The following is a 20,833-nucleotide window of genomic DNA, read 5'->3' on the forward strand; positions in this document are numbered from 1 at the left end:
TTATGGAAGTCAATCAATATTTAGAGATGTTTATTGAAGAAAGTAAAGAGCATTTACAAGCGTGTAGTGAACATTTATTAGAATTAGAAAAAAATCCAGATGATTTGGCAATTGTTGGGGAAATATTCCGCTCTGCACACACATTAAAAGGTATGTCTGCCACAATGGGCTTCGAAGATTTAGCAGATTTAACCCATAAAATGGAGAATGTTTTAGATGCCATCCGTAATGAGAAGATTCATGTTACACCTGAAATTTTAGATGTTGTATTTGAATCTGTTGATCATTTAGAAGAAATGGTGATGGATATTGCTAACGGTGGAGATGGTAAGCGTGATGTTTCCTCAACTGTCGCACAACTAAAGCGTATAGAACTAGGTGAGGAAGCAGTACCAGAGGTGGTAGCAACGGTTGCTGCACCGGTTGTTGAAAGTGTATTAGAATATGATTCGTTTGAACAAACAGTCATTACACAATCGGCTGAACAAGGCTTTAATGCTTTTGAAATTTCAGTAACATTACGTGAGGATTGCCTTCTTAAGGCAGCGCGTGTATTTATGGTGTTTGAGATTTTAGAAAAAGATGGGGATGTCATTAAATCAAGTCCATCTGTTGAAAAGCTAGAAGATGAGCAGTTTGATCAACAATTTTATGTAGCTTTTGTCACAAAAACAACAGCTGAGGATATGCAGAAAAAGCTAATGAAAGTTTCTGAAGTTGATGAGGTTATTGTGACTACAATTGACCAAAGGAAATTTAGTGAAAAAGTATTTGAAGCGCAGCAAGAAGTAGCAGCAACTGCAACTGCAGTGACTGAGGTAGCCGCTATACCAACAAATACGCCTGCTGCAAAAGCCGAGCCTGTTGCAAAGCCTGCTAAAGAAGCTGCACCTTCCAAGGCTGACAAAAATCATGGACCTGTAGGTAATAAAACAATTCGTGTAAATATTGAACGTCTAGATATTTTAATGAACTTGTTTGAAGAGCTTGTCATTGATCGTGGTCGATTGCAGTCTATCTCTACGGAAGTAAATCATGGCGAACTAAATGAAACAGTAGAGCGTATGAGTCGTGTGATGGGTGATTTGCAAACTATTATTTTAACAATGCGAATGGTACCTGTAGAAACAGTGTTCAATCGTTTCCCGAAAATGATTCGTCAGCTATCACGTGATTTAAATAAGAAAATCAACCTTGAAATTATTGGTGCTGAAACCGAACTAGATCGTACAGTAATTGATGAAATTGGAGATCCGCTTGTTCACTTGATTCGTAATTCTGTGGATCATGGCATTGAAAATCCAACTGCTCGTCGTGCAAAAGGCAAGCCTGAAGAAGGAACTGTCGTATTGCGTGCCTACCATAGTGGAAACTACGTCTTTATTGAAATTGAAGACGATGGCGCGGGCATAAATCGAGAAAAAGTGTTAGCGAAAGCTATTTCAAAAGGTATTGTTACACAAGAACAATCCTATTCAATGTCTGATAAACAAATTAATGAACTTATTCTAGCTTCAGGCTTCTCAACTGCAGATGTTATTTCCGATGTATCTGGTCGTGGAGTAGGTTTAGATGTTGTAAAAACAACGATTGAATCACTAGGTGGCAATATTTCAATTGAATCAACACAAGATGTTGGATCCATCTTCTCAATTCAATTACCACTGACATTATCAATTATTTCAGTTATGCTTGTGGAGATTGAAAAGGAAATTTATGCAATTCCACTATCTTCTATTATTGAAACATCTATTATCCGTTCATCAGAGATTATGAATGCGCATAATCAAAAAGTAATCGACTTCCGTGGCAAAGTTGTGCCGTTGGTATTCTTAGAGGAAATCTTTGAGGTGCCTCGTCAAGAGCAACAAGATGAAGAATTCCACTCAGTAGTGATCGTCCGTAAGGGTGAAAAACTTGCTGGTTTAGTGGTGGATTCATTCATTGGCCAACAAGAAATTGTCTTGAAGTCTTTAGGAAATTACTTAACAAATATCTTTGCCATTTCAGGAGCAACAATCTTAGGCAATGGTAAAGTAGCCTTAATTGTAGATTGCAACGCACTAATTAAATAAGGTGAATGAATAAGAGAGGTGTAAAGTATGACAAATGCAGTGGAGCAAGAAAGTATTAAAGTAATAGTTTTTCAATTAGCAGATAAAGAATATGCAATTCCTGTGTCCCATGTTCAAGGAATTGAGAAATTAATGCATATCACACGTGTACCGAAAACAGCGAAATATGTAAAAGGTGTAATCAATCTACGAGGTGTTGTCACACCAATTGTGGATTTACGTGAACGTTTTGAATTACCTATTTCTGAACATGAGGAAACAACACGCATTATTATTATTTCATTAGAAGATATGGAAGTAGGCTTTGTAGTGGATTCCGCTAACGACGTTATTGATATTCCTGCAAGTGCTATTGAACCGCAACCAGAAGTCGTTGGCTCACTTGAAGAAGAATTTATTTCAGGCGTTGCGAAAGTAGAGAAGCGATTATTAATCTTATTACATTTAGAAAAAGTATTAAATCCACTAAAGTAGGGATCGATAATGACATTTAATCAAAAAATTACATCACTACATTTAGATGTATTAAAGGAGATTGGAAACATCGGTGCTGCGCATGCCGCGACAGCACTTTCCAATTTACTTGGGAAAAAAATTGATATGCGTGTTCCAAAGGTAGAGATGGTGTCCTTTAACGATATGATGGAGTTGGCTGGGGGATCAGAAAACGTAGTTGTTGGCATTTACCTTCGTATTGAAGGTGATGCAGAGGGAAGTATGTTCTTTATTTTACCTATCGAACAAGCAAACCGCTTTATACGTCGACTTATTTTCGATGACTCTTTTGACTTTAAAAAACGACCTGTTTCAGAGTTAGGTTTATCAGCTATGCAAGAAATGGGTAATATTTTATCGGGCTCCTATTTATCTGCCTTATCGGATTTTACTAATTTAAAAATTTATCCAACTGTGCCAGGTCTAAGTGTTGATATGTTTGGAGCTATAATAAGCATTGGTTTAATAGAATTATCTCATGTCAGCGATAATGTTATTGTTATAAATACATCCATTTTTGAAGAAGGTGTGGAAGACCATGAAACGGTGAGGGGTCATTTCTTCCTACTACCAGATCCTGACTCATTTGATGCCATTTTTAAAGCATTAGGGGTTTCGTGATATGTTAACCAATAGTAGTGGACAAGTGATTAAAGTGGGAATTGCACAAATGGATGTAGTAAAGCTACCTAACACGATTCGAACTTCTGGTCTTGGTTCATGTGTTGGTGTTATTTTGTATGATGAGTCAAAAAAAATTGCTGGTTTAATCCATGTGATGTTACCAGATTCAAGTTTAGGAAGAGCTGAGTCAATCAATGTCGCGAAATTTGCAGATTCAGGGATTGCTGCAATGATTGATTTACTAAAGTTAGAAGGCGTTCAAAAATTTAAACTCAAGGCAAAAATTGCAGGGGGTGCGCAGATGTTCCAATTTACTTCTGACAAAGATACAATGCGTATTGGTCCCCGCAATGTAGAAGCTGTCAAAAATGAATTAAAGAGGCAGGGCATCCCTTTAGTGGCCGAGGATACTGGTGGAAATAGTGGTAGAACGATTGAATTTAATCCTGCAACGTCGATATTACACATCCGAACAGTTAACCAGGGAGTGAGTGAAATCTAATGTTTGGTTCTATATTTTACAACCTATGGGGAGCATTAATTGCCTTTTCTATTTATTTTTTTAGTACATTTCAAAAACCATTTACGCCTCTGCGAATCCTGGTTGGCTCTTTTATTGTAGCAATCATCGCATTTTTTGTAATGTTTATTGTACGTTTTCTAATTGCTTACATCTTGTTTACACCAGAGGAAGATGAGGAAGCGGTTGAAGGCGATATAGAAGAAAAGGAACTTGAATCAATAGAAGGCGTAATACAAGAAGTGCCAATAGCTAATTCTACGGTTGAATTTCAAGATGAAAATTCCGAGGAAATTGCACAAGTAGTAAGAACGATGATGAATCGAGAAGAAGATCAACAAGTAAATGCGTAAAAGTAAGAGTCGTGAATAACGACTCTTTTTTATTGTGGCTGTGGAGTTTGTAGTATACGAAAAACTTAAGTGAAATTAATTATTTTTATTTTATTCATATATAGTCCTCATGTTAGCATATTTATACAAAGGAAAAAGCTTTAAATCTAAAAGCTCCAAATTATAAAAATGTAGCTTGTTCTGGGAATCTATCAACAGAAAAGATATTAATTATGGCACCATTTACTGGTCTTGTAGAAGAAACAAGTGAAGTGGCAGCGTTACTAGCTCATCATGGTATTGACATTACTTCGTCTGTTCCATTGGATCATACCATTCCTATTCCGTTATTAGATCAAAAAGGTGTTCAAATCTCTTTAACTCAAAGCTTAATCATATCCAACTGTATCCAAGTGTCATTACACAATCAGGATACAGTTTTTCTATGTCTTTCAAAAACAAAGGAATATATTAGAGACTAAGAGAAACAAATGAAATTATAGTCGATTCTTGTTATAATATAGGAAAGATGGCAACTGCTTATCGGGCTTTAACTACTCAGGGTTCACGTCTAGATTAGCTTAAATGTGGATTTTTATAAAAAAAACTGAGAAATCCTGTTGAATGAAAAATTTTAAGAGCGCAAGTAGTCGTTAGTAAACAGGCGTGAAAAAGCGTTTTTTAGAGAGGTGGATTTCATGACACAACCAATTCTGAACGATGAGCAAAAACTGTGGAATCGCTGGATACATGAGCGTGATCCAGATGCTGGCGATTTACTTATAAAAAAATACATTTCTTTAGTATCCTATCATGTCCAACGTATTGGTGCAGGTCTGCCAAAAAGCGTATCACGAGACGATTTAACGAGCTTAGGGATGGTAGGACTTTTTGATGCATTAAATAAATTTGACATTAACAGAGATTTAAAATTTGATACATATGCTTCGTTTAGAGTAAGAGGAGCTATCATTGATGGTTTACGAAAAGAAGACTGGTTACCACGGTCAGCGCGTGAAAAAGCCAAAAAATTAGATGCACAAATTGAACAACTAGAACAAAAATATATGCGTCATGTAACACCTGAGGAACTTGCGGAGCATATGGAAGTATCTGTTGAAGATGTCTATCAAACTGTGCAAGAGCATTTTTTTTCAAATGTTCTTTCTATTAATGAACAACAAGACCAAGAAGAAACAGATGGCAAGACTTTTGTCATACGAGACGATACAACAAAAACACCTGAGCAAGCTATCATTAAATCAGAGTTGTTAGATGATCTTGCGGAAAATATTCAGAAACTCAATGAAAAAGAACAGCTTGTCCTTAGTTTATTTTACACGGAGGAGTTAACTTTGACAGAAATTGGTGAAATGCTTGAACTATCAACCTCTCGTATTTCACAAATTCATTCAAAAGCGCTATTAAAGCTACGAAAGCTATTATCTAGTGAAATGATTAATGCGTAAATATCCTTGAGGGAGAGATTCCAATGAGTTTAAAAGGTGTCGAGTTACAGATTGCTATTCCAAAAACATTTGAAGCAGGAAAAATGGCGGATCAGGCACAGCAGCAAGTATTGGCTCAGCAAGCACATGCAAATGAAGCATTAAAAAAAGAAGTAGAGCGCAAGCAAAAAATTGTCAACACATCAGAAGGTATGGATGAAATTAGTGAGGATGAAGATGCCGGTGGTGAGTATTTAACAGGGATTCATAAAAAGAAAAAAAAGGATCAACAGGAAAAACAGGCACAACATCCGTTTAAAGGGAATTTCGTGGATTTTAGTGGATAGGAGTTTACAATGACAACCATTCTAATAGCGGTGCTATTCTTTTTACAGCTAATTTCATTTTACTTTCTTATCATTTTAAATACAAAATTAGCAAAGTTTAAAGATTTGGAAAAGAAGCAAGAACGATTAATGAGGGAAATGGACGACACCATTAGTGTGTATTTAACGGAATTGAAAGATGAAAATGACCGTCTTATTAAAGAGCTACAAAATGTCTCTCAGTCAGAAATAGCTGCTAGTAGCTTGCAGCAAACGGAACAATATATGACACCTCAGGAGCAACCATCTTTGCCAGTAGCACACGAGGTGAAAAGTGATAGTTCTCTATCTTTAGAGAAGGATGCTCGTATCTATGTTCCTAAAAATATAGTCGCAAATGCTTATTCACGTCAGCAACATACAGGCTCGAAAATGGTGAAAACAGCTCCAACTCTAAAAGTAGAGGAGCAAAAAGAAGCTGAAAAATTGCTGACAGTGGAACAACAGGTTCTAGAATTAGCAAAGCAGGGAAAATCACCAGAGGAAATAGCGAAACAACTGCAAAAGGGTAAAACAGAAATCGAGCTTTTACTGAAATTCCATCACTAAATTGTTGCGAATCGTTCAAAGCTATGATATAGTTGCAAATGGTGTTATTACTACACACGCATTTTGATGCAGTAAGTGGTGCTCTAAGCTTAGGGTAGCTTGTTGTAGATGATAAATGCGGAGGATAAAAACCAAAATATTAGGAGGAAATTCACATGTCAGTAATTTCTATGAAACAATTACTTGAAGCTGGTGTACATTTTGGTCACCAAACTCGTCGTTGGAACCCAAAAATGAAGAAATATATCTTCGTTGAACGTAACGGGATCTACATCATCGACTTACAAAAAACTGTTAAAAAATTAGAGGAAGCTTATGACTTCATGCGTCAAGTTGGTCAAGATGGTGGTAAAGTTCTTTTCGTTGGTACGAAAAAACAAGCACAAGAAGCGATCAAAGATGAAGCTGAACGTTCAGGCAACTACTACATCAACCAACGTTGGTTAGGTGGTACTCTTACAAACTTCGGTACAATTCAAAAACGTGTTGCACGTATGAAACAAATCGAAAAAATGGAAGAAGAAGGAACTTTCGAAGTTCTTCCTAAAAAAGAAGTAATCCAACTTAAAAAAGAACACGAACGTCTAATCAAATTCTTAGGCGGTATCCGTGATATGCACGATCTTCCAGACGTAATGTTCGTGGTTGACCCACGTAAAGAACGTATTGCGGTTGCAGAAGCTCGTAAATTAAACATCCCTCTAGTAGGTATTGTTGATACTAACTGTGATCCAGATGAAATCGACTACGTAATCCCTGCTAATGATGATGCTATTCGCGCTGTTAAACTTTTAACTGCTAAAATGGCTGACGCGTTAATCGAGTCAAAACAAGGTGAAGAAGAAGCTCCAGCTGTAGAAGCTGCTGCTGAGTAATTCACGTTTACAAAAAGGTGATAAGTGGCTCAAAACCCTTATCACCTTTTTTAGAACCTATCATTAAATTATGTTCAACCAATTGAGGAGGAAACACTAAATGGCAAACATTACTGCACAATTAGTAAAAGAATTACGTGAAAAAACTGGCGCTGGTATGATGGATTGTAAAAAAGCGTTAGTACAAACTGATGGCGACTTAGAAGCAGCTATCGACTTCCTACGTGAAAAAGGTCTTTCTTCAGCTGCTAAAAAAGCTGACCGTATCGCTGCAGAAGGTACAACTTACATTTTAGAACAAGGTAACGAAGCAATCATCCTTGAAGTAAATGCTGAAACTGACTTTGTTGCGAAAAACGACAAATTCCAAGTATTAGTTTCATCTTTAGCTGAGCAATTACTTGCTGCTAAACCTGCTTCAGTTGAAGCTGCTTTAGAGCTTGTAAATGCTGAAGGCGTAAAAATTGTAGATCAAATCTCATCTGCTATTGCAACAATTGGAGAAAAAATTACACTTCGTCGTTTCGAAATTAAAACAAAATCTGATGCAGATGCATTCGGTTCATACTTACACATGGGCGGTCGTATCGGTGTGTTAGTAACTTTAGAAGGTTCTACTGATGCAGCAGCTGCTAAAGATGTTGCTATGCACATTGCAGCAATTAACCCAACTTATGTTTCTCGCGATGAAGTTTCTGCTGAGGAAGTTGAACGTGAGCGTAAAGTATTAACTGAACAAGCTCTTAACGAAGGTAAACCAGAAAATATCGTTGCAAAAATGGTTGAAGGCCGTCTTGGTAAATATTTCGAAGATGTTTGCTTACTTGACCAAACTTTCGTTAAAAACTCAGATCAAAAAGTACGTGATTTTGTAGCTTCAACTGGTGGTTCTGTAAACGGCTTTGTACGTTACGCTGTTGGTGAAGGTATCGAAAAACGTGAAGATAACTTTGCAGAAGAAGTAATGAGCCAAGTTAAAGGTAACTAATTTAGCTTGCATTTGATTCTAATCAAATAATATCTAGATTATCTAGACAAAAAAATGGGGAACACAACATAGCGTGTTCCCTCTTTTTCCGAAGTGAATGAAAAAGTGAAGATAATTTTCTATTCTGCCTTATTCACAACTAGCAATTATTGTTAGATATACTATAATGGAAAAGGGAATAGGGATGTTTTAAATAAAGTCTTACGGAGGTTTACAATGAGTGTACCGCAATATAAACGAGTAGTTATTAAACTAAGTGGTGAAGCGTTAGCTGGAGAAGCGGGCTTCGGTTTATCACCAAAAATAATCAAGTCTGTTGCAGAAGAAGTAAAAGAAGTAGTAGATCTTGATGTAGAAGTTGCTGTTGTTGTAGGTGGCGGTAATATATGGCGTGGAAAAATAGGTAGTGAGATGGGAATGGATCGTGCTGCTGCGGACTATATGGGCATGCTGGCAACCGTAATGAACTCCCTAGCTTTACAAGATGCACTTGAAAAATTAGGCATTGAAACACGTGTTCAATCTTCTATTGTGATGACTCAAGTAGCGGAGCCATACATTCGTCGTAAAGCAGTTAGACATCTTGAGAAAAAGCGTGTCGTTATCTTTGCAGCAGGGACAGGTAATCCGTTCTTCTCTACTGATACGACTGCCGCATTACGAGCAGCAGAAATTGATGCTGATGCAATTTTAATGGCTAAAAACAATGTCGATGGCGTTTATTCAGCGGATCCTAAAGTGGATGAGACAGCCATTAAATATGATACACTCACATACTTAGACGTTATCCAACAAGGCTTACAAGTAATGGATTCAACGGCTTCAACTTTATGTATGGATAACGATATCCCGCTAATTGTTTTCTCAATTACGGAGCCGGGTAACATTAAACGTGCTGTACAAGGCGAAAAAATCGGAACAGTTGTTAGGAGGAATGTATAATGGCTAAACAAGTATTAGAACAAGCTAAAGAAAAAATGAACAAAACAATCGCAGCTTTCTCACGCGAACTAGCATCTATTCGTGCAGGTCGTGCGAACGCATCTCTATTAGATCGTATTTCGGTTGATTACTATGGAGCAGCAACACCAATTAACCAACTTGCGGGTGTTTCTATACCTGAAGCTCGTTTATTAGTAATTACACCTTACGATAAATCAATTTTAGGTGATATTGAAAAAGCAATTATGAAATCAGATATTGGTATCACACCAACAAATGATGGTTCTGTCATTCGTCTTATGATTCCTGCTTTAACAGAAGAGCGTCGTAAAGATCTAGTAAAACAAGTGAAAAAAGAAGCGGAAGATGCAAAAATTGCTGTACGTAATGTTCGTCGTGATGCAAATGATGATTTGAAAAAACTTGAAAAAGCTGGCGAAATCACAGAAGACGATCTACGTGGCTATGGAGAAGATATTCAAAAGTTAACAGATGAATTCATTGTGAAAGTAGATCAAGTAGCGAAAGATAAAGAAAAAGAAATTTTAGAGGTGTAAATAAACTTTTTACACGTCTATGATGGAACTTTTTGATGAGATGAAGGCGTCCTATACTTAACAGGACGTCTTTTCTCTTTATTATTCATAGCCAAATTGCTTACTCAAATAGAGAGCATGCATGAATGTGAAAAGGTCATTAATGATACAATCAATTATTATTTAACAAACTCATTCTTTAATATGTGTATAGTTCTAAAATAAGCTAGTACATACATAGTCAATTTAGAGGGAAAAAAAAGACAAAAGGCGCTTTTGTTTGATATGATAGGTTAGTATACGTCCGATTAGTTGTAGTGGGGGAGTTAGCATGTTTAAAAAGCTATTAGGTAAACAAATAAATATGGATACACTATCATTGGAGGAGCGTGTGGCCCTAGCTAAAAGCGAGCCGATTCCTGCCCATGTAGCGATTATTATGGACGGAAATGGACGTTGGGCCAAGAAAAGAGCTATGCCACGTGTGGCTGGTCATCATGAAGGAATGAAGACGGTGCGTAAGGTGACGAGATTTGCGTCAGACCTGGGTATTAAAGTCTTAACTGTCTATGCATTTTCCACTGAAAATTGGAAGAGACCAAAACCTGAGGTAGATTTTCTTATGCGGCTACCTGTTGAATTTTTAGGTTCCTTTTTACCAGAAATGATGGAGCGTAATGTACGTGTCGAAATGATTGGAGACCCATCTTTATTACCTGCCCATACACAAAAAGCGTTGTATGAGGCAATGGAAGAAACGAAGCATAATACAGGGCTTATTTTAAATTTTGCGCTGAATTATGGTAGTCGCTCTGAAATGGTCAATGCCATGAAAATGATGCTTCAAAAAGTGCAGGATGGTCAATTAACAATGCAAGACATAACAGAAGATTGCTTAACTTCTCATTTAATGACGGCCCATTTACCTGAGCCAGATCTTTTAATTCGTACAAGTGGTGAAGTGCGATTAAGTAACTTTATGCTATGGCAGCTCGCCTATACAGAATTTTGGTTTACAGATACATTGTGGCCAGATTTTAGTGAGGAAAACTTACTCGAAGCGGTGGAAAACTATCAAAAACGTAATCGCCGTTACGGTGGGTTGAAGGGAGAAGAAACAACTTGAAACAACGAATTATTACCGCAATAATTGCAGCAACACTTTTCATTCCATTCGTTATTTATGGAAAAGTACCATTTGCCATACTTGTGCTAGCAATGGCTATTGTCGGTTTTTATGAAATACTTAAGATGAAAGGTATTTCCATCTTTTCTGTGCCTGGCTTCTTAGGACTGATCACTTTAATTTTACTGGTTATCCCGAAGGACTGGAGTGAAAGGGTTGTAGAATTAATAGGCTATTCGTCTAATCTAATGGTAGTCTATGGTCTAATGATGCTACTTCTTATTTACGTGGTTTTAGTAAAAAATAAAATTACTTTTGACGAAGTTGGCTTTATTTTATTAGGCGCATTTTATGTGGGATTAGGATTCCATTATCTAATTGAAACTAGAAATGTTGGATTAGAGTATGTTGTCTATTGCTTATTAGTTGTTTGGACAACGGATTCAGGTGCATATTTTGTAGGTAGAAAATTAGGGAAAAATAAGTTATGGCCAGAAATTTCGCCTAAGAAAACGATCGAAGGCTTTATAGGTGGAATACTCATCGCTGTTATTTTTGCAGTAGGTATGCAACTCATTTACCCATTCGCAAATGGTTATATATCACTTGTTTTTGTAACGATTTTTGCCTCAATTATTGGTCAAATGGGCGATTTAGTAGAATCTGCTATTAAACGTCACTTTGATGTAAAAGATTCAGGCAATATTTTACCAGGGCATGGGGGAATTTTAGATCGCTTTGATAGTCTATTATTTGTCGTGCCTCTACTTCATTTTTTACATTTATTTGGTAATTAATTGTATAGGAAAAGACATTTTGCTAAATCATTTGCTTAGATAGAAAAAGGGGACAATTTGTTGTGAAAAAAATTAGTTTATTAGGTGCAACTGGTTCAATTGGTTGGCAAACCTACGATATCTTAAAAGAACAACGTGATGCTTTTCAATTAGTAGCTTTTTCATCAGGAAAGAACTTAGAGAAAACGCGAGAAATGATTGAAACATTAAAGCCCGAATTAGTTTCTGTGCAATTAGAAGAAGACGCACTAACACTAGCTAAAGAGTTTCCAAATATCCAATTTACGTTTGGAGCAAAAGGACTTGTAGAGGTAGCAACACATCCAGATTCAACTGTACTTGTCAATGCTGTGCTTGGAAGTGTAGGCCTTGAATCAACATTAGCAGCCATTCGTATGGGTAAAACGATTGCTATTGCTAATAAAGAAACGCTTGTAACTGCTGGTCATTTAGTGATGGCAGAGGCCAAAAAATACAAAGTAGCCATCTTGCCTGTAGATAGTGAGCACTCTGCAATCTTCCAATCGATGAATGGTGAGAATCCGAAAAATATTGAACGTTTGATTATTACCGCTTCTGGTGGTAGCTTCCGTGATAAAACACGAGAACAATTAAAACATGTGACGGTTGCAGATGCACTGAATCATCCGAACTGGTCTATGGGTGCAAAGATTACGATAGATTCCGCTACAATGATGAATAAGGGATTAGAAGTCATTGAAGCACATGTTTTATTTGATATGCCTTATGATAAAATAGATGTACTTTTGCATAGAGAAAGTATTATTCACTCTCTAGTTGAGTATCATGATACTAGTGTTATTGCTCAGCTAGGTACACCAGATATGCGTGTGCCCATCCAATATGCTCTAAGCTACCCAGACCGTATACCATTACAAAATGGTCAGCGACTAAATTTAGCGCAAATTGGTCAACTACATTTTCAAGAGATGGACTTTGAGCGATACCCTGCTTTGCGTTTAGCGTATGAGGCTGGTCGTATGGGTGGTACGATTCTGACAGCGATGAATGCAGCCAACGAAGCGGCAGTTGCAGCCTTTTTACAAGGGAAAATCACATTCCTTGAAATTGATGAGACGATTGAACGTGTGATGCAGGCACACCAAAACATTGCAGTACCAGATTTACAAACCATATTACATGTGGATAGTGAGACAAGAAAAATAGTGTTAGACATGGTAAAATAACGAAAGCACTGTATCGTTAACTAATCGCTATTAAAGGTGGGGTATTATGCAAACAGCCATTGCATTTATATTAATATTTGGTATGCTCGTCTTCTTCCATGAACTTGGACATTTCTTATTCGCCAAACGTGCAGGTATCTTAGTACGTGAATTTGCGATCGGAATGGGTCCCAAAATTTATGGAAAAACGCATGGAGAAACAATGTATACTATTCGATTATTACCAATCGGGGGATACGTACGGATGGCCGGCGAGGATATGGATGGTACGGAATTACAGCCAGGCTACCGAATAGGGCTTATTGTGAATGAGGATAATGTTGTTAAAAAAATTATTTTCAATCAAAATAATAAGCAGTTACCAGATTTATTATTTTTAGAAGTTGAACGCGCTGATTTAGAGAAGGAATTATTTGTAGAGGGTTACGATGAAGAAGAACGTCTAGTTCGTTATCAAGTTGCTAGAGACTGTGTGCTTATGGAAAATGGTCGTGAACTTGTCATTGCGCCACAGGATCGTCAATTTAATGCAAAAACAGTCGGCCAGCGAGCAATGACTATCTTTGCAGGCCCTTTGTTTAACTTTATTCTCGCGTTTGTGATTTATTTAGTGATTGGATTGATCCATGGTGTACCAACATACGAGCCAATTATCACGGAAGTAGTAGAGAATGATCCAGCTGCACAGGCAGGGATGCAGGCAGGAGATAGAGTAACAGCTATTAACGGACAAGCAGTTGAAAAATGGCAAGATTTAGCTGCAATCGTGCAAGATCATCCAAACGAAGATATTGCCGTGACAGTTGAACGAAATGGACAATCAGTGAACTTAAATATGACTGTTAAGGAAATCCAGCAGGATGGCGAGAAATATGGTCAAATAGGTGTACGCTATGAAAGTCCAAGAGAATTTAACCCATTAAAGGCAGTTGTATATGGAGCTCAGGAAACCTATAATATGACTGTGAAAATATTTGAACTATTAGGTATGCTAATTACCGGTAAGTTCACAATAGACGCACTTTCAGGTCCTGTAGGTATTTATAAAGCAACAGAGCAAGTTGCCCAATATGGTATTATGAACTTAATGAATTGGGCCGCAATGCTAAGTATTAACTTAGGAATTATGAACCTACTTCCATTACCAGCACTTGACGGAGGCCGTTTATTATTCTTTGGCTTTGAAGCTTTACGGGGTAAACCAATTGACCGTCAAAAAGAAGGTATTGTACATTTTGTAGGAATCGTCCTACTCATGATTCTAATGGTGGTTGTTACATGGAACGATATACAACGATTTTTCTTTTAATTCATTTACAGTTAAATGAAATTTGATTTCCTAGCTTTGAGCGCAATTTCGATGAAACATTGCGCTCAAAGCTAAATTTGTTTATGCTATTGAGAGTATAAACTTATCTATTGAAAAAGGTGGAACACTGAATGAAGCAAAGTAAAACATTTATCCCAACGTTACGTGAAGTACCTGCTGATGCTGAGGTAAAATCGCATAAGCAATTACTACGTGCAGGGTTTATTCGTCAAAATACAAGTGGGGTATACTCGTATTTACCGCTTGCAAAACGTGTGCTAACAAAAATTGAAACAATTATTCGAGAAGAAATGGAAGCTATTAACTCCATTGAGCTACTAATGCCATCTCTACAATCTGCTGAGCTATGGCAGGAATCAGGTCGCTGGGAAAAATACGGACCTGAATTAATGCGCTTAAAAGACCGACATGACCGTGATTTTGCATTAGGGCCAACACATGAAGAAGTCATTACAACTTTAGTCCGTGATGAAATTAAATCATATAAAAAATTACCGCTAACATTGTATCAAATTCAAACGAAATTCCGTGATGAAAAACGTCCTCGCTTTGGCTTACTGCGAGGAAGAGAATTTATCATGAAGGATGCTTATTCTTTCCATGCATCACGTGAAAGTTTAGATGAAACATATGAAGATATGTATCGTGCTTATTCTAATATTTTCTCCCGTCTCGGCTTAAACTACCGTGCTGTTATTGCAGATGCAGGTTCGATTGGCGGTAAAGGAACACATGAATTTATGGTCCTTTCTGAAATTGGGGAAGATACAATTGCGTACTCAGATACTTCTGATTATGCAGCAAATATCGAAATGGCTGAAGTAATTGTTGACTATCAACCATCTGATGAAGCTTTAAAAGATGTAGAAAAAGTAGCAACACCAGAGCAAAAAACAATTGAAGATGTTTCAGCATTCTTAAATGTAGAACCTGCTAATGTCATCAAATCTCTAGTTTTTGATGTAGATGGAGAGCTTGTTGTAGTCCTTGCTCGTGGGGATCATGAAATTAATGATATCAAATTGAAAAATGCACTTGATGCAGGATCTGTGGAACTTGCAAGTGAAGCAGCGATTCAAGAATTATTAGGATGTGGCATTGGCTCAATTGGTCCAGTGAAATTACCAGTAGACGTAAAAGTAGTAGCAGACCATGCTATTAAATCTATCCGTAATGGTATTGCAGGTGCCAACGAAGATGGATTCCATTTAGTCAATGTTAACCCAGAGCGTGATTTTGCAGTTAATGACTATTTAGATATTCGTTTTATTCAAGAGGGAGATCCTTCTCCTGATGGACAAGGTAACATTAAGTTTGCAGAAGGTATCGAGGTTGGTCATATTTTCAAATTAGGTACTACATACTCTGCTAAAATGAATGGTACTTTCTTAGATGAGCAAGGTAAGGCTCAACCATTTATTATGGGGTGCTATGGTATTGGTGTTTCTCGTATTCTAGCTGCTGTAGCGGAGCACTTCCAAGATGACAATGGCTTTACATGGCCAACACAATTAGCGCCGTATGATATTCATGTTGTGCCAGTTAACACAAAAGATGAGGCACAAGTGGCATTAGCAGAGGAGCTTTATGGCTTATTAAAATCATACCGTTATGATGTGTTACTAGATGATCGTCCTGAACGTGCGGGTGTAAAATTTGCTGATGCTGATTTAATTGGTTTACCTGTTCGAGTAACTGTTGGTAAAAAAGCAACAGAAGGTATTGTAGAAGTGAAATTCCGTCAAACGGGTGAAACATTTGAATGGAAAAAAGAAGAAGTAATTGATCGCCTGAATGAATTTTTCCGTAAAAATTAATGACGAGCTAAAAATTGGTGATCATTAGAATTGGATGCTTTTAATAGAGGCTTTCGTATAATTTTGATAAGATAGATATAAATAATTCGCGACACTTCTGCGGGACAGTGAGCCAAGCAAGCAACAACAGATGGTAAAATATCTGTTAAACTTGAAGAGCGCCCGCAGTGTGGGAGCGAATTTTTTTCTTGAATTCATCATGCGTTTGAGACGAATTAGAACATGAGGCTAAAGAAATTGCCTCTTTCTGAAAGTAGGTGTCATTAGATTGGAACAGCAACAAGAGGCAAGAATGAGACTTCGAATGCTCTTGCAACAACTAGAGTTAACAGATGATGTATATATGTCATTTTTTGAGGAAGGTGAACTATCACGCCTGACAGTTCATAAAAAGGATAGACTTTGGCATTTCACAATTAAGTTAAAGGATATATTACCGTTTCCGTTATATCAGCTTTTCCGTACGCATTTGACAGAGAAATTTTCAGCGATTGCACAAGTTAATACAACATTTGAAACATTAGAAAAAAATGTCACAGAGGAACTGGTGCAGGCGTACTGGCTAAATGTTGTGGAACAAATTGATGAGATGGCTCCAACGCTTAAAAATTGTCTCATCACCCAAATACCAACGTGGAACGGCCAAAAAATGACTTTATCCTGTATGCAGGAAATGGAATTTATGATGCTCAAAACGAAGTATGCGGACAAACTAGCAGAAAGCTATGGTCAATTTGGTTTCCCTCGTATGGCAATCGACTTTGTGCTACAAGAAGAAACGGAAGAAATGATCGCGGCACAAGAAGCATTTATGGAGCAGAAACGTCTGGAAGAAGTGGCTCTGGCACAGCAAGCGATGCAAGATTTCCAAAAGCGTGAGCAAGAGAAGAAAGACAATCCGGCACTGGCCAACCTTGGCGACCGTCCATTCCAACTTGGGATGCATATTAAAGATGATGAAATCATGGAAATTAAACGGATTGTTGAAGAAGAACGCCGTGTTATTATTGAAGGATTTGTTTTTGATACGGAAATAAAAGAATTAAAAAGTGGACGCTCCTTATTACAAATCAAAATTACCGACTATACAGATTCCATCATTGTTAAAATGTTTTCTCGTGACAATGATGATGCTGAGTTAATGCAACATCTGAAAAAGGGCATGTGGGTTAAAGTTCGAGGCTCTGTTCAAACCGATACGTTTATTCGTGATTTAATCGTCATGGCGAATGATATTAATGAAATCAAAAAAGAAACACGACAAGATTTAGCACCAGAGGGTGAAAAGCGTGTTGAGTTACATTTGCATACACCAATGAGCCAAATGGACGCTGTTACACCTGTTGATCGGCTTGTTGCTCAAGCTGCAAAGTGGGGGCATCCAGCAATAGCTATTACAGATCATGCGGTGGTGCAATCTTTCCCTGAAGCATATGCAGCGGGCAAAAAACATGGCATTAAGATTATTTATGGTCTGGAAGCAAATTTAGTGGATGATGGTGTACCAATTGCCTATGCTCCAGAGCATCGTTTATTGGCAGACACAACGTATGTAGTTTTTGACGTAGAAACGACAGGGCTATCAACGGCATATGATACCATTATTGAATTGGCTGCAGTTAAAATTAAAGATGGACAAGTGATTGATAAATATGAAAGTTTTGCAAATCCACATCATCCACTTTCGGCTACTACCATTGAATTAACAGGTATTACGGATGATATGGTTCGAAATGCACCAGAGGTAGAGCAGGTCATTAAAGAATTTCATGCCTTTATTGGAGATGCAATCGTTGTCGCTCATAACGCATCATTTGATATAGGCTTCCTATATACAGGCTATAAAAAATTTGGTCTTGAAGACACAGTCCATCCTGTCATTGATACATTAGAGCTAGCAAGATTGCTTTATCCTACAATGAAAAACCATCGCTTGAATACACTGTGTAAAAAATTCAATATTGAATTAACACAGCATCACCGAGCAATTTATGATACAGAGGCGACAGGATATCTACTGCTGCAGCTATTAAAGGATGCTGATGAGCTAGCTATTAAATACCATGATGACTTCAACAAGCATATTGGTGGTGGGGATGCTTATAAAAAAGGTAGACCTATGCATTGTACAATTTTAGCGGTAGATAATGCAGGTTTAAAAAACTTATTTAAAATCGTTTCACACTCTCATACAAAAACATTCTATCGTGTTCCCCGGGTGACACGCGCTGTGCTTGAACAATATCGTGAGGGTTTATTAGTTGGATCAGGTTGCAGTAATGGTGAAGTATTCGAAACAATGATGAATAAGTCTCCAGAGGAAGCAGAGAAAGTCGCTCGTTTTTATGATTATATTGAGGTGCAACCGAAGGCTGTATATGCACCATTAATCGAACGCAATGTTGTACGTGATGAATGGACATTAGAAGATATTATCCGTAAACTTGTTAAACTCGGGAAGAAGCTAGATAAACCTGTTGTTGCAACTGGAAATGTTCATTATTTAGATCCGACAGATGGGATGTTTAGGCAAATACTTATTGGTTCACAAGGTGGAGCAAATATTTTAAATCGTTCTAAGCTACCAGAAGTCCATTTTAGAACAACTGATGAAATGCTGAAAGAATTTGATTTTTTAGGACCGGATCTTGCGAAAGAAGTGGTTGTGACGAATGCTCAAAAAGTAGCTGCAAGTATTGGGGACGTTAAACCGATTAAGGATGACCTATATACACCAAAAATTGAGGGTTCTGATGATGAAGTAACCAATTTAACTTATGAAATGGCCCATCGTATTTATGGTGAGGAGTTACCGGAAATTGTGAAAGCTCGAATTGAAAAAGAGTTAAAATCGATTTTGGGACACGGTTTTGGTGTAATTTATTTAATTTCTGCCAAGCTAGTGAAAAAATCATTAGCTGATGGCTATTTGGTAGGGTCACGTGGTTCGGTCGGTTCCTCATTAGTAGCCACTTTTATGGAAATCACAGAGGTTAACCCATTACCTCCTCACTATATTTGTCCTAGTTGTAAACATTCCGAGTTTTTTGATGATGGATCTGTCAGCTCAGGCTTCGATTTACCAAATAAAGACTGTACGGAATGTGGAACACCTTATAAAAAAGATGGACAAGACATACCATTTGAAACCTTCCTTGGTTTCAAAGGTGATAAGGTACCAGATATCGACTTGAATTTTTCGGGTGAATATCAGCCTCAAGCACACAATTATACAAAGGTGCTATTTGGTGAGGATTATGTATTCCGTGCTGGAACAATTGGTACCGTGGCCGAGAAAACAGCATATGGCTATGTGAAAGGCTATGCAAGTGATCATAATTTACATTTTCGAGGAGCAGAAGTTGATCGTTTAGTTCAAGGCTGTACAGGAGTAAAACGTACAACTGGGCAACACCCTGGAGGAATTATTGTTGTTCCAGATTATATGGACATTTATGATTTTTCTCCAGTGCAATTCCCTGCAGATGCGCAGGATGCAGAATGGCGTACAACCCATTTTGATTTCCACTCTATTCATGACAATATTTTAAAGCTAGATATACTTGGACACGATGATCCAACGGTGATCAGAATGTTACAGGATTTATCGGGAATCGATCCTAAAACAATCCCGACCGATGATCCTGTCGTCATGAAAATTTTTAGTTCTCCTGAATCTTTAGGCGTTACGGAAAAGCAAATTGGCTGTAAGACAGGGACATTAGGTATACCAGAATTCGGTACGCGTTTTGTACGTCAAATGCTAGAAGATACGAAACCTTCGACATTCTCGGAGCTTGTACAAATTTCTGGACTTTCCCATGGAACAGACGTATGGCTAGGGAATGCACAAGAACTAATTCAAAACGGTACATGTGTGCTAAAAGAAGTAATTGGTTGTCGTGATGACATTATGGTGTATTTAATTTATCAAGGTCTAGAGCCGTCACTAGCCTTTAAAATTATGGAATCTGTTCGTAAAGGGAAGGGATTATCAGAAGAATTTGAAGCCGAGATGCTCGCCAATAAAGTACCAGGTTGGTATATTGAATCTTGTAAAAAGATAAAGTACATGTTCCCGAAAGCCCATGCCGCAGCATACGTGCTAATGGCAGTAAGAATTGCCTGGTTCAAGGTACATTTTCCAATCCTTTATTATGCAGCGTATTTCACAGTTCGAGCAGATGATTTTGATTTAATTGCAATGGTGCAAGGATCGCAAATGATTCGAGCACGGATTGATGAAATCAATATGAAGGGCTTAGATGCCTCCACTAAAGAGAAAAACTTATTAACGGTGCTGGAGCTTGCATTGGAAATGTGTGAGCGAGGTATGAGTTTCCAAAAGGTTGACCTATATCGTTCCCAAGCTAGTGAGTTTGTCATTGATGGGAATTCACTCATCCCTCCGTTCGATGCAATTCCGGGTCTTGGAACCAACGTGGCGAAAACGATCGTAGCTGCTCGTGAAGAGGGAGAGTTTTTATCCAAGGAAGATTTACAACAACGTGGTCGTGTTTCCAAAACACTTATTGAATACATGGACCAGCTTGGTTGTTTAGAAGGCATGCCTGATGCTAATCAGTTATCGCTATTCTAGTATTGCAATTGTTTTGCATTGAAAGGTCACAATGTAAATTCAAATTCCTGACACAATATGGTTATCTATAATGAAGGAAATTTGCATTGTGTCGAGAACTGTGCTATTCTTATGGTAATAATTTGTTGATATTTTTCCAGCAAAAGAGTGGGGCATACCCGCTCTTTTCTGTTGTTTAACCGTAG

General features: G+C 37.7%; 19 protein-coding genes. All 19 read left to right on the forward strand.

Going from position 1 to position 20,833, the window contains the following annotated elements; all coding sequences use genetic code 11:
* The first annotated feature begins 2 nt into the window (after nucleotides 1–2).
* The 19 genes from LCP48_RS05600 to LCP48_RS05690 all read left to right on the forward strand — a co-directional run bounded on the left by LCP48_RS05600 (nucleotide 3) and on the right by LCP48_RS05690 (nucleotide 20,648).
* On the forward strand, nucleotides 3–2,075 hold the full coding sequence (locus tag LCP48_RS05600) for a chemotaxis protein CheA (RefSeq protein ID WP_225340771.1): 2,073 nt from the start codon (nucleotides 3–5) through the stop codon (nucleotides 2,073–2,075).
* A 27-nt stretch (nucleotides 2,076–2,102) separates the two neighbouring features.
* The gene (locus tag LCP48_RS05605) at nucleotides 2,103–2,549 is read left to right on the forward strand and encodes a chemotaxis protein CheW (protein WP_004269272.1); all 447 of its coding nucleotides are present in this window, start codon (nucleotides 2,103–2,105) and stop codon (nucleotides 2,547–2,549) included.
* A 9-nt stretch (nucleotides 2,550–2,558) separates the two neighbouring features.
* Entirely contained in the window at nucleotides 2,559–3,191 is a 633-nt protein-coding gene (locus LCP48_RS05610) for a chemotaxis protein CheC (protein ID WP_004269270.1), read from the forward strand.
* Between the two features lies 1 nt (nucleotide 3,192).
* Entirely contained in the window at nucleotides 3,193–3,696 is a 504-nt protein-coding gene (locus tag LCP48_RS05615; RefSeq protein ID WP_004269269.1) for a chemotaxis protein CheD, read from the forward strand.
* Nucleotides 3,696–4,067: a hypothetical protein gene (locus LCP48_RS05620; protein WP_009371156.1), complete on the forward strand. Its 372-nt coding sequence runs from the start codon at nucleotides 3,696–3,698 to the stop codon at nucleotides 4,065–4,067. The genes LCP48_RS05615 and LCP48_RS05620 overlap by 1 nt, the downstream gene beginning before the upstream one ends.
* Before the next feature lie 212 nt (nucleotides 4,068–4,279).
* Nucleotides 4,280–4,528 carry a hypothetical protein gene (locus LCP48_RS05625; RefSeq protein ID WP_004269267.1) on the forward strand — a complete coding sequence of 83 codons (249 nt, stop codon included), beginning with the start codon at nucleotides 4,280–4,282 and terminating at the stop codon, nucleotides 4,526–4,528.
* A gap of 216 nt (nucleotides 4,529–4,744) precedes the next feature.
* Nucleotides 4,745–5,515: a FliA/WhiG family RNA polymerase sigma factor gene (locus tag LCP48_RS05630; RefSeq protein ID WP_004269265.1), complete on the forward strand. Its 771-nt coding sequence runs from the start codon at nucleotides 4,745–4,747 to the stop codon at nucleotides 5,513–5,515.
* A gap of 23 nt (nucleotides 5,516–5,538) precedes the next feature.
* Nucleotides 5,539–5,841, forward strand: coding sequence for a hypothetical protein (locus LCP48_RS05635; RefSeq protein WP_004269264.1), 303 nt, complete (start codon nucleotides 5,539–5,541; stop codon nucleotides 5,839–5,841).
* 9 nt (nucleotides 5,842–5,850) lie between these two features.
* Nucleotides 5,851–6,429, forward strand: a complete 579-nt coding sequence (locus LCP48_RS05640; protein WP_004269263.1) for a DUF6115 domain-containing protein — start codon at nucleotides 5,851–5,853, stop codon at nucleotides 6,427–6,429.
* 155 nt (nucleotides 6,430–6,584) lie between these two features.
* On the forward strand, nucleotides 6,585–7,304 hold the full coding sequence (gene rpsB / locus LCP48_RS05645; RefSeq protein WP_004269262.1) for a 30S ribosomal protein S2: 720 nt from the start codon (nucleotides 6,585–6,587) through the stop codon (nucleotides 7,302–7,304).
* A gap of 100 nt (nucleotides 7,305–7,404) precedes the next feature.
* On the forward strand, nucleotides 7,405–8,292 hold the full coding sequence (gene tsf / locus LCP48_RS05650; protein WP_004269261.1) for a translation elongation factor Ts: 888 nt from the start codon (nucleotides 7,405–7,407) through the stop codon (nucleotides 8,290–8,292).
* Between the two features lie 216 nt (nucleotides 8,293–8,508).
* Nucleotides 8,509–9,234, forward strand: coding sequence for a UMP kinase (gene pyrH / locus LCP48_RS05655; RefSeq protein ID WP_004269260.1), 726 nt, complete (start codon nucleotides 8,509–8,511; stop codon nucleotides 9,232–9,234).
* Nucleotides 9,234–9,791, forward strand: coding sequence for a ribosome recycling factor (frr, locus tag LCP48_RS05660; protein ID WP_004269259.1), 558 nt, complete (start codon nucleotides 9,234–9,236; stop codon nucleotides 9,789–9,791). The genes pyrH and frr overlap by 1 nt, the downstream gene beginning before the upstream one ends.
* Nucleotides 9,792–10,101: 310 nt before the next feature.
* Nucleotides 10,102–10,896, forward strand: coding sequence for an undecaprenyl pyrophosphate synthase (locus LCP48_RS05665; protein WP_004269258.1), 795 nt, complete (start codon nucleotides 10,102–10,104; stop codon nucleotides 10,894–10,896).
* Entirely contained in the window at nucleotides 10,893–11,693 is an 801-nt protein-coding gene (locus LCP48_RS05670) for a phosphatidate cytidylyltransferase (RefSeq protein ID WP_216486726.1), read from the forward strand. The genes LCP48_RS05665 and LCP48_RS05670 overlap by 4 nt, the downstream gene beginning before the upstream one ends.
* Before the next feature lie 62 nt (nucleotides 11,694–11,755).
* Nucleotides 11,756–12,901, forward strand: coding sequence for a 1-deoxy-D-xylulose-5-phosphate reductoisomerase (gene dxr / locus LCP48_RS05675; protein ID WP_004269256.1), 1,146 nt, complete (start codon nucleotides 11,756–11,758; stop codon nucleotides 12,899–12,901).
* 46 nt (nucleotides 12,902–12,947) lie between these two features.
* Nucleotides 12,948–14,210 carry an RIP metalloprotease RseP gene (rseP, locus tag LCP48_RS05680; RefSeq protein ID WP_004269255.1) on the forward strand — a complete coding sequence of 421 codons (1,263 nt, stop codon included), beginning with the start codon at nucleotides 12,948–12,950 and terminating at the stop codon, nucleotides 14,208–14,210.
* Between the two features lie 131 nt (nucleotides 14,211–14,341).
* Nucleotides 14,342–16,048 carry a proline--tRNA ligase gene (locus LCP48_RS05685; protein WP_202341655.1) on the forward strand — a complete coding sequence of 569 codons (1,707 nt, stop codon included), beginning with the start codon at nucleotides 14,342–14,344 and terminating at the stop codon, nucleotides 16,046–16,048.
* Between the two features lie 268 nt (nucleotides 16,049–16,316).
* On the forward strand, nucleotides 16,317–20,648 hold the full coding sequence (locus tag LCP48_RS05690; RefSeq protein WP_004269253.1) for a PolC-type DNA polymerase III: 4,332 nt from the start codon (nucleotides 16,317–16,319) through the stop codon (nucleotides 20,646–20,648).
* Nucleotides 20,649–20,833: the final 185 nt, after the last annotated feature.

It is taken from the genome of Lysinibacillus capsici (assembly GCF_020217405.1).
GTDB lineage: Bacteria > Bacillota > Bacilli > Bacillales_A > Planococcaceae > Lysinibacillus > Lysinibacillus capsici.

Bases quoted from the DNA above. Each gene is read 5' to 3' on its own strand.
- LCP48_RS05610 (WP_004269270.1), top strand. From the start codon at position 2,559: ATGACATTTAATCAAAAAATTACATCACTACATTTAGATGTATTAAAG.
- LCP48_RS05615 (WP_004269269.1), top strand. From the start codon at position 3,193: ATGTTAACCAATAGTAGTGGACAAGTGATTAAAGTGGGAATTGCACAA.
- LCP48_RS05685 (WP_202341655.1), top strand. From the start codon at position 14,342: ATGAAGCAAAGTAAAACATTTATCCCAACGTTACGTGAAGTACCTGCT.
- rpsB (WP_004269262.1), top strand. From the start codon at position 6,585: ATGTCAGTAATTTCTATGAAACAATTACTTGAAGCTGGTGTACATTTT.
- LCP48_RS05665 (WP_004269258.1), top strand. From the start codon at position 10,102: ATGTTTAAAAAGCTATTAGGTAAACAAATAAATATGGATACACTATCA.
- LCP48_RS05620 (WP_009371156.1), top strand. From the start codon at position 3,696: ATGTTTGGTTCTATATTTTACAACCTATGGGGAGCATTAATTGCCTTT.
- tsf (WP_004269261.1), top strand. From the start codon at position 7,405: ATGGCAAACATTACTGCACAATTAGTAAAAGAATTACGTGAAAAAACT.
- frr (WP_004269259.1), top strand. From the start codon at position 9,234: ATGGCTAAACAAGTATTAGAACAAGCTAAAGAAAAAATGAACAAAACA.
- LCP48_RS05605 (WP_004269272.1), top strand. From the start codon at position 2,103: ATGACAAATGCAGTGGAGCAAGAAAGTATTAAAGTAATAGTTTTTCAA.
- rseP (WP_004269255.1), top strand. From the start codon at position 12,948: ATGCAAACAGCCATTGCATTTATATTAATATTTGGTATGCTCGTCTTC.
- LCP48_RS05640 (WP_004269263.1), top strand. From the start codon at position 5,851: ATGACAACCATTCTAATAGCGGTGCTATTCTTTTTACAGCTAATTTCA.
- LCP48_RS05600 (WP_225340771.1), top strand. From the start codon at position 3: ATGGAAGTCAATCAATATTTAGAGATGTTTATTGAAGAAAGTAAAGAG.
- LCP48_RS05625 (WP_004269267.1), top strand. From the start codon at position 4,280: ATGGCACCATTTACTGGTCTTGTAGAAGAAACAAGTGAAGTGGCAGCG.
- pyrH (WP_004269260.1), top strand. From the start codon at position 8,509: ATGAGTGTACCGCAATATAAACGAGTAGTTATTAAACTAAGTGGTGAA.
- LCP48_RS05635 (WP_004269264.1), top strand. From the start codon at position 5,539: ATGAGTTTAAAAGGTGTCGAGTTACAGATTGCTATTCCAAAAACATTT.
- LCP48_RS05630 (WP_004269265.1), top strand. From the start codon at position 4,745: ATGACACAACCAATTCTGAACGATGAGCAAAAACTGTGGAATCGCTGG.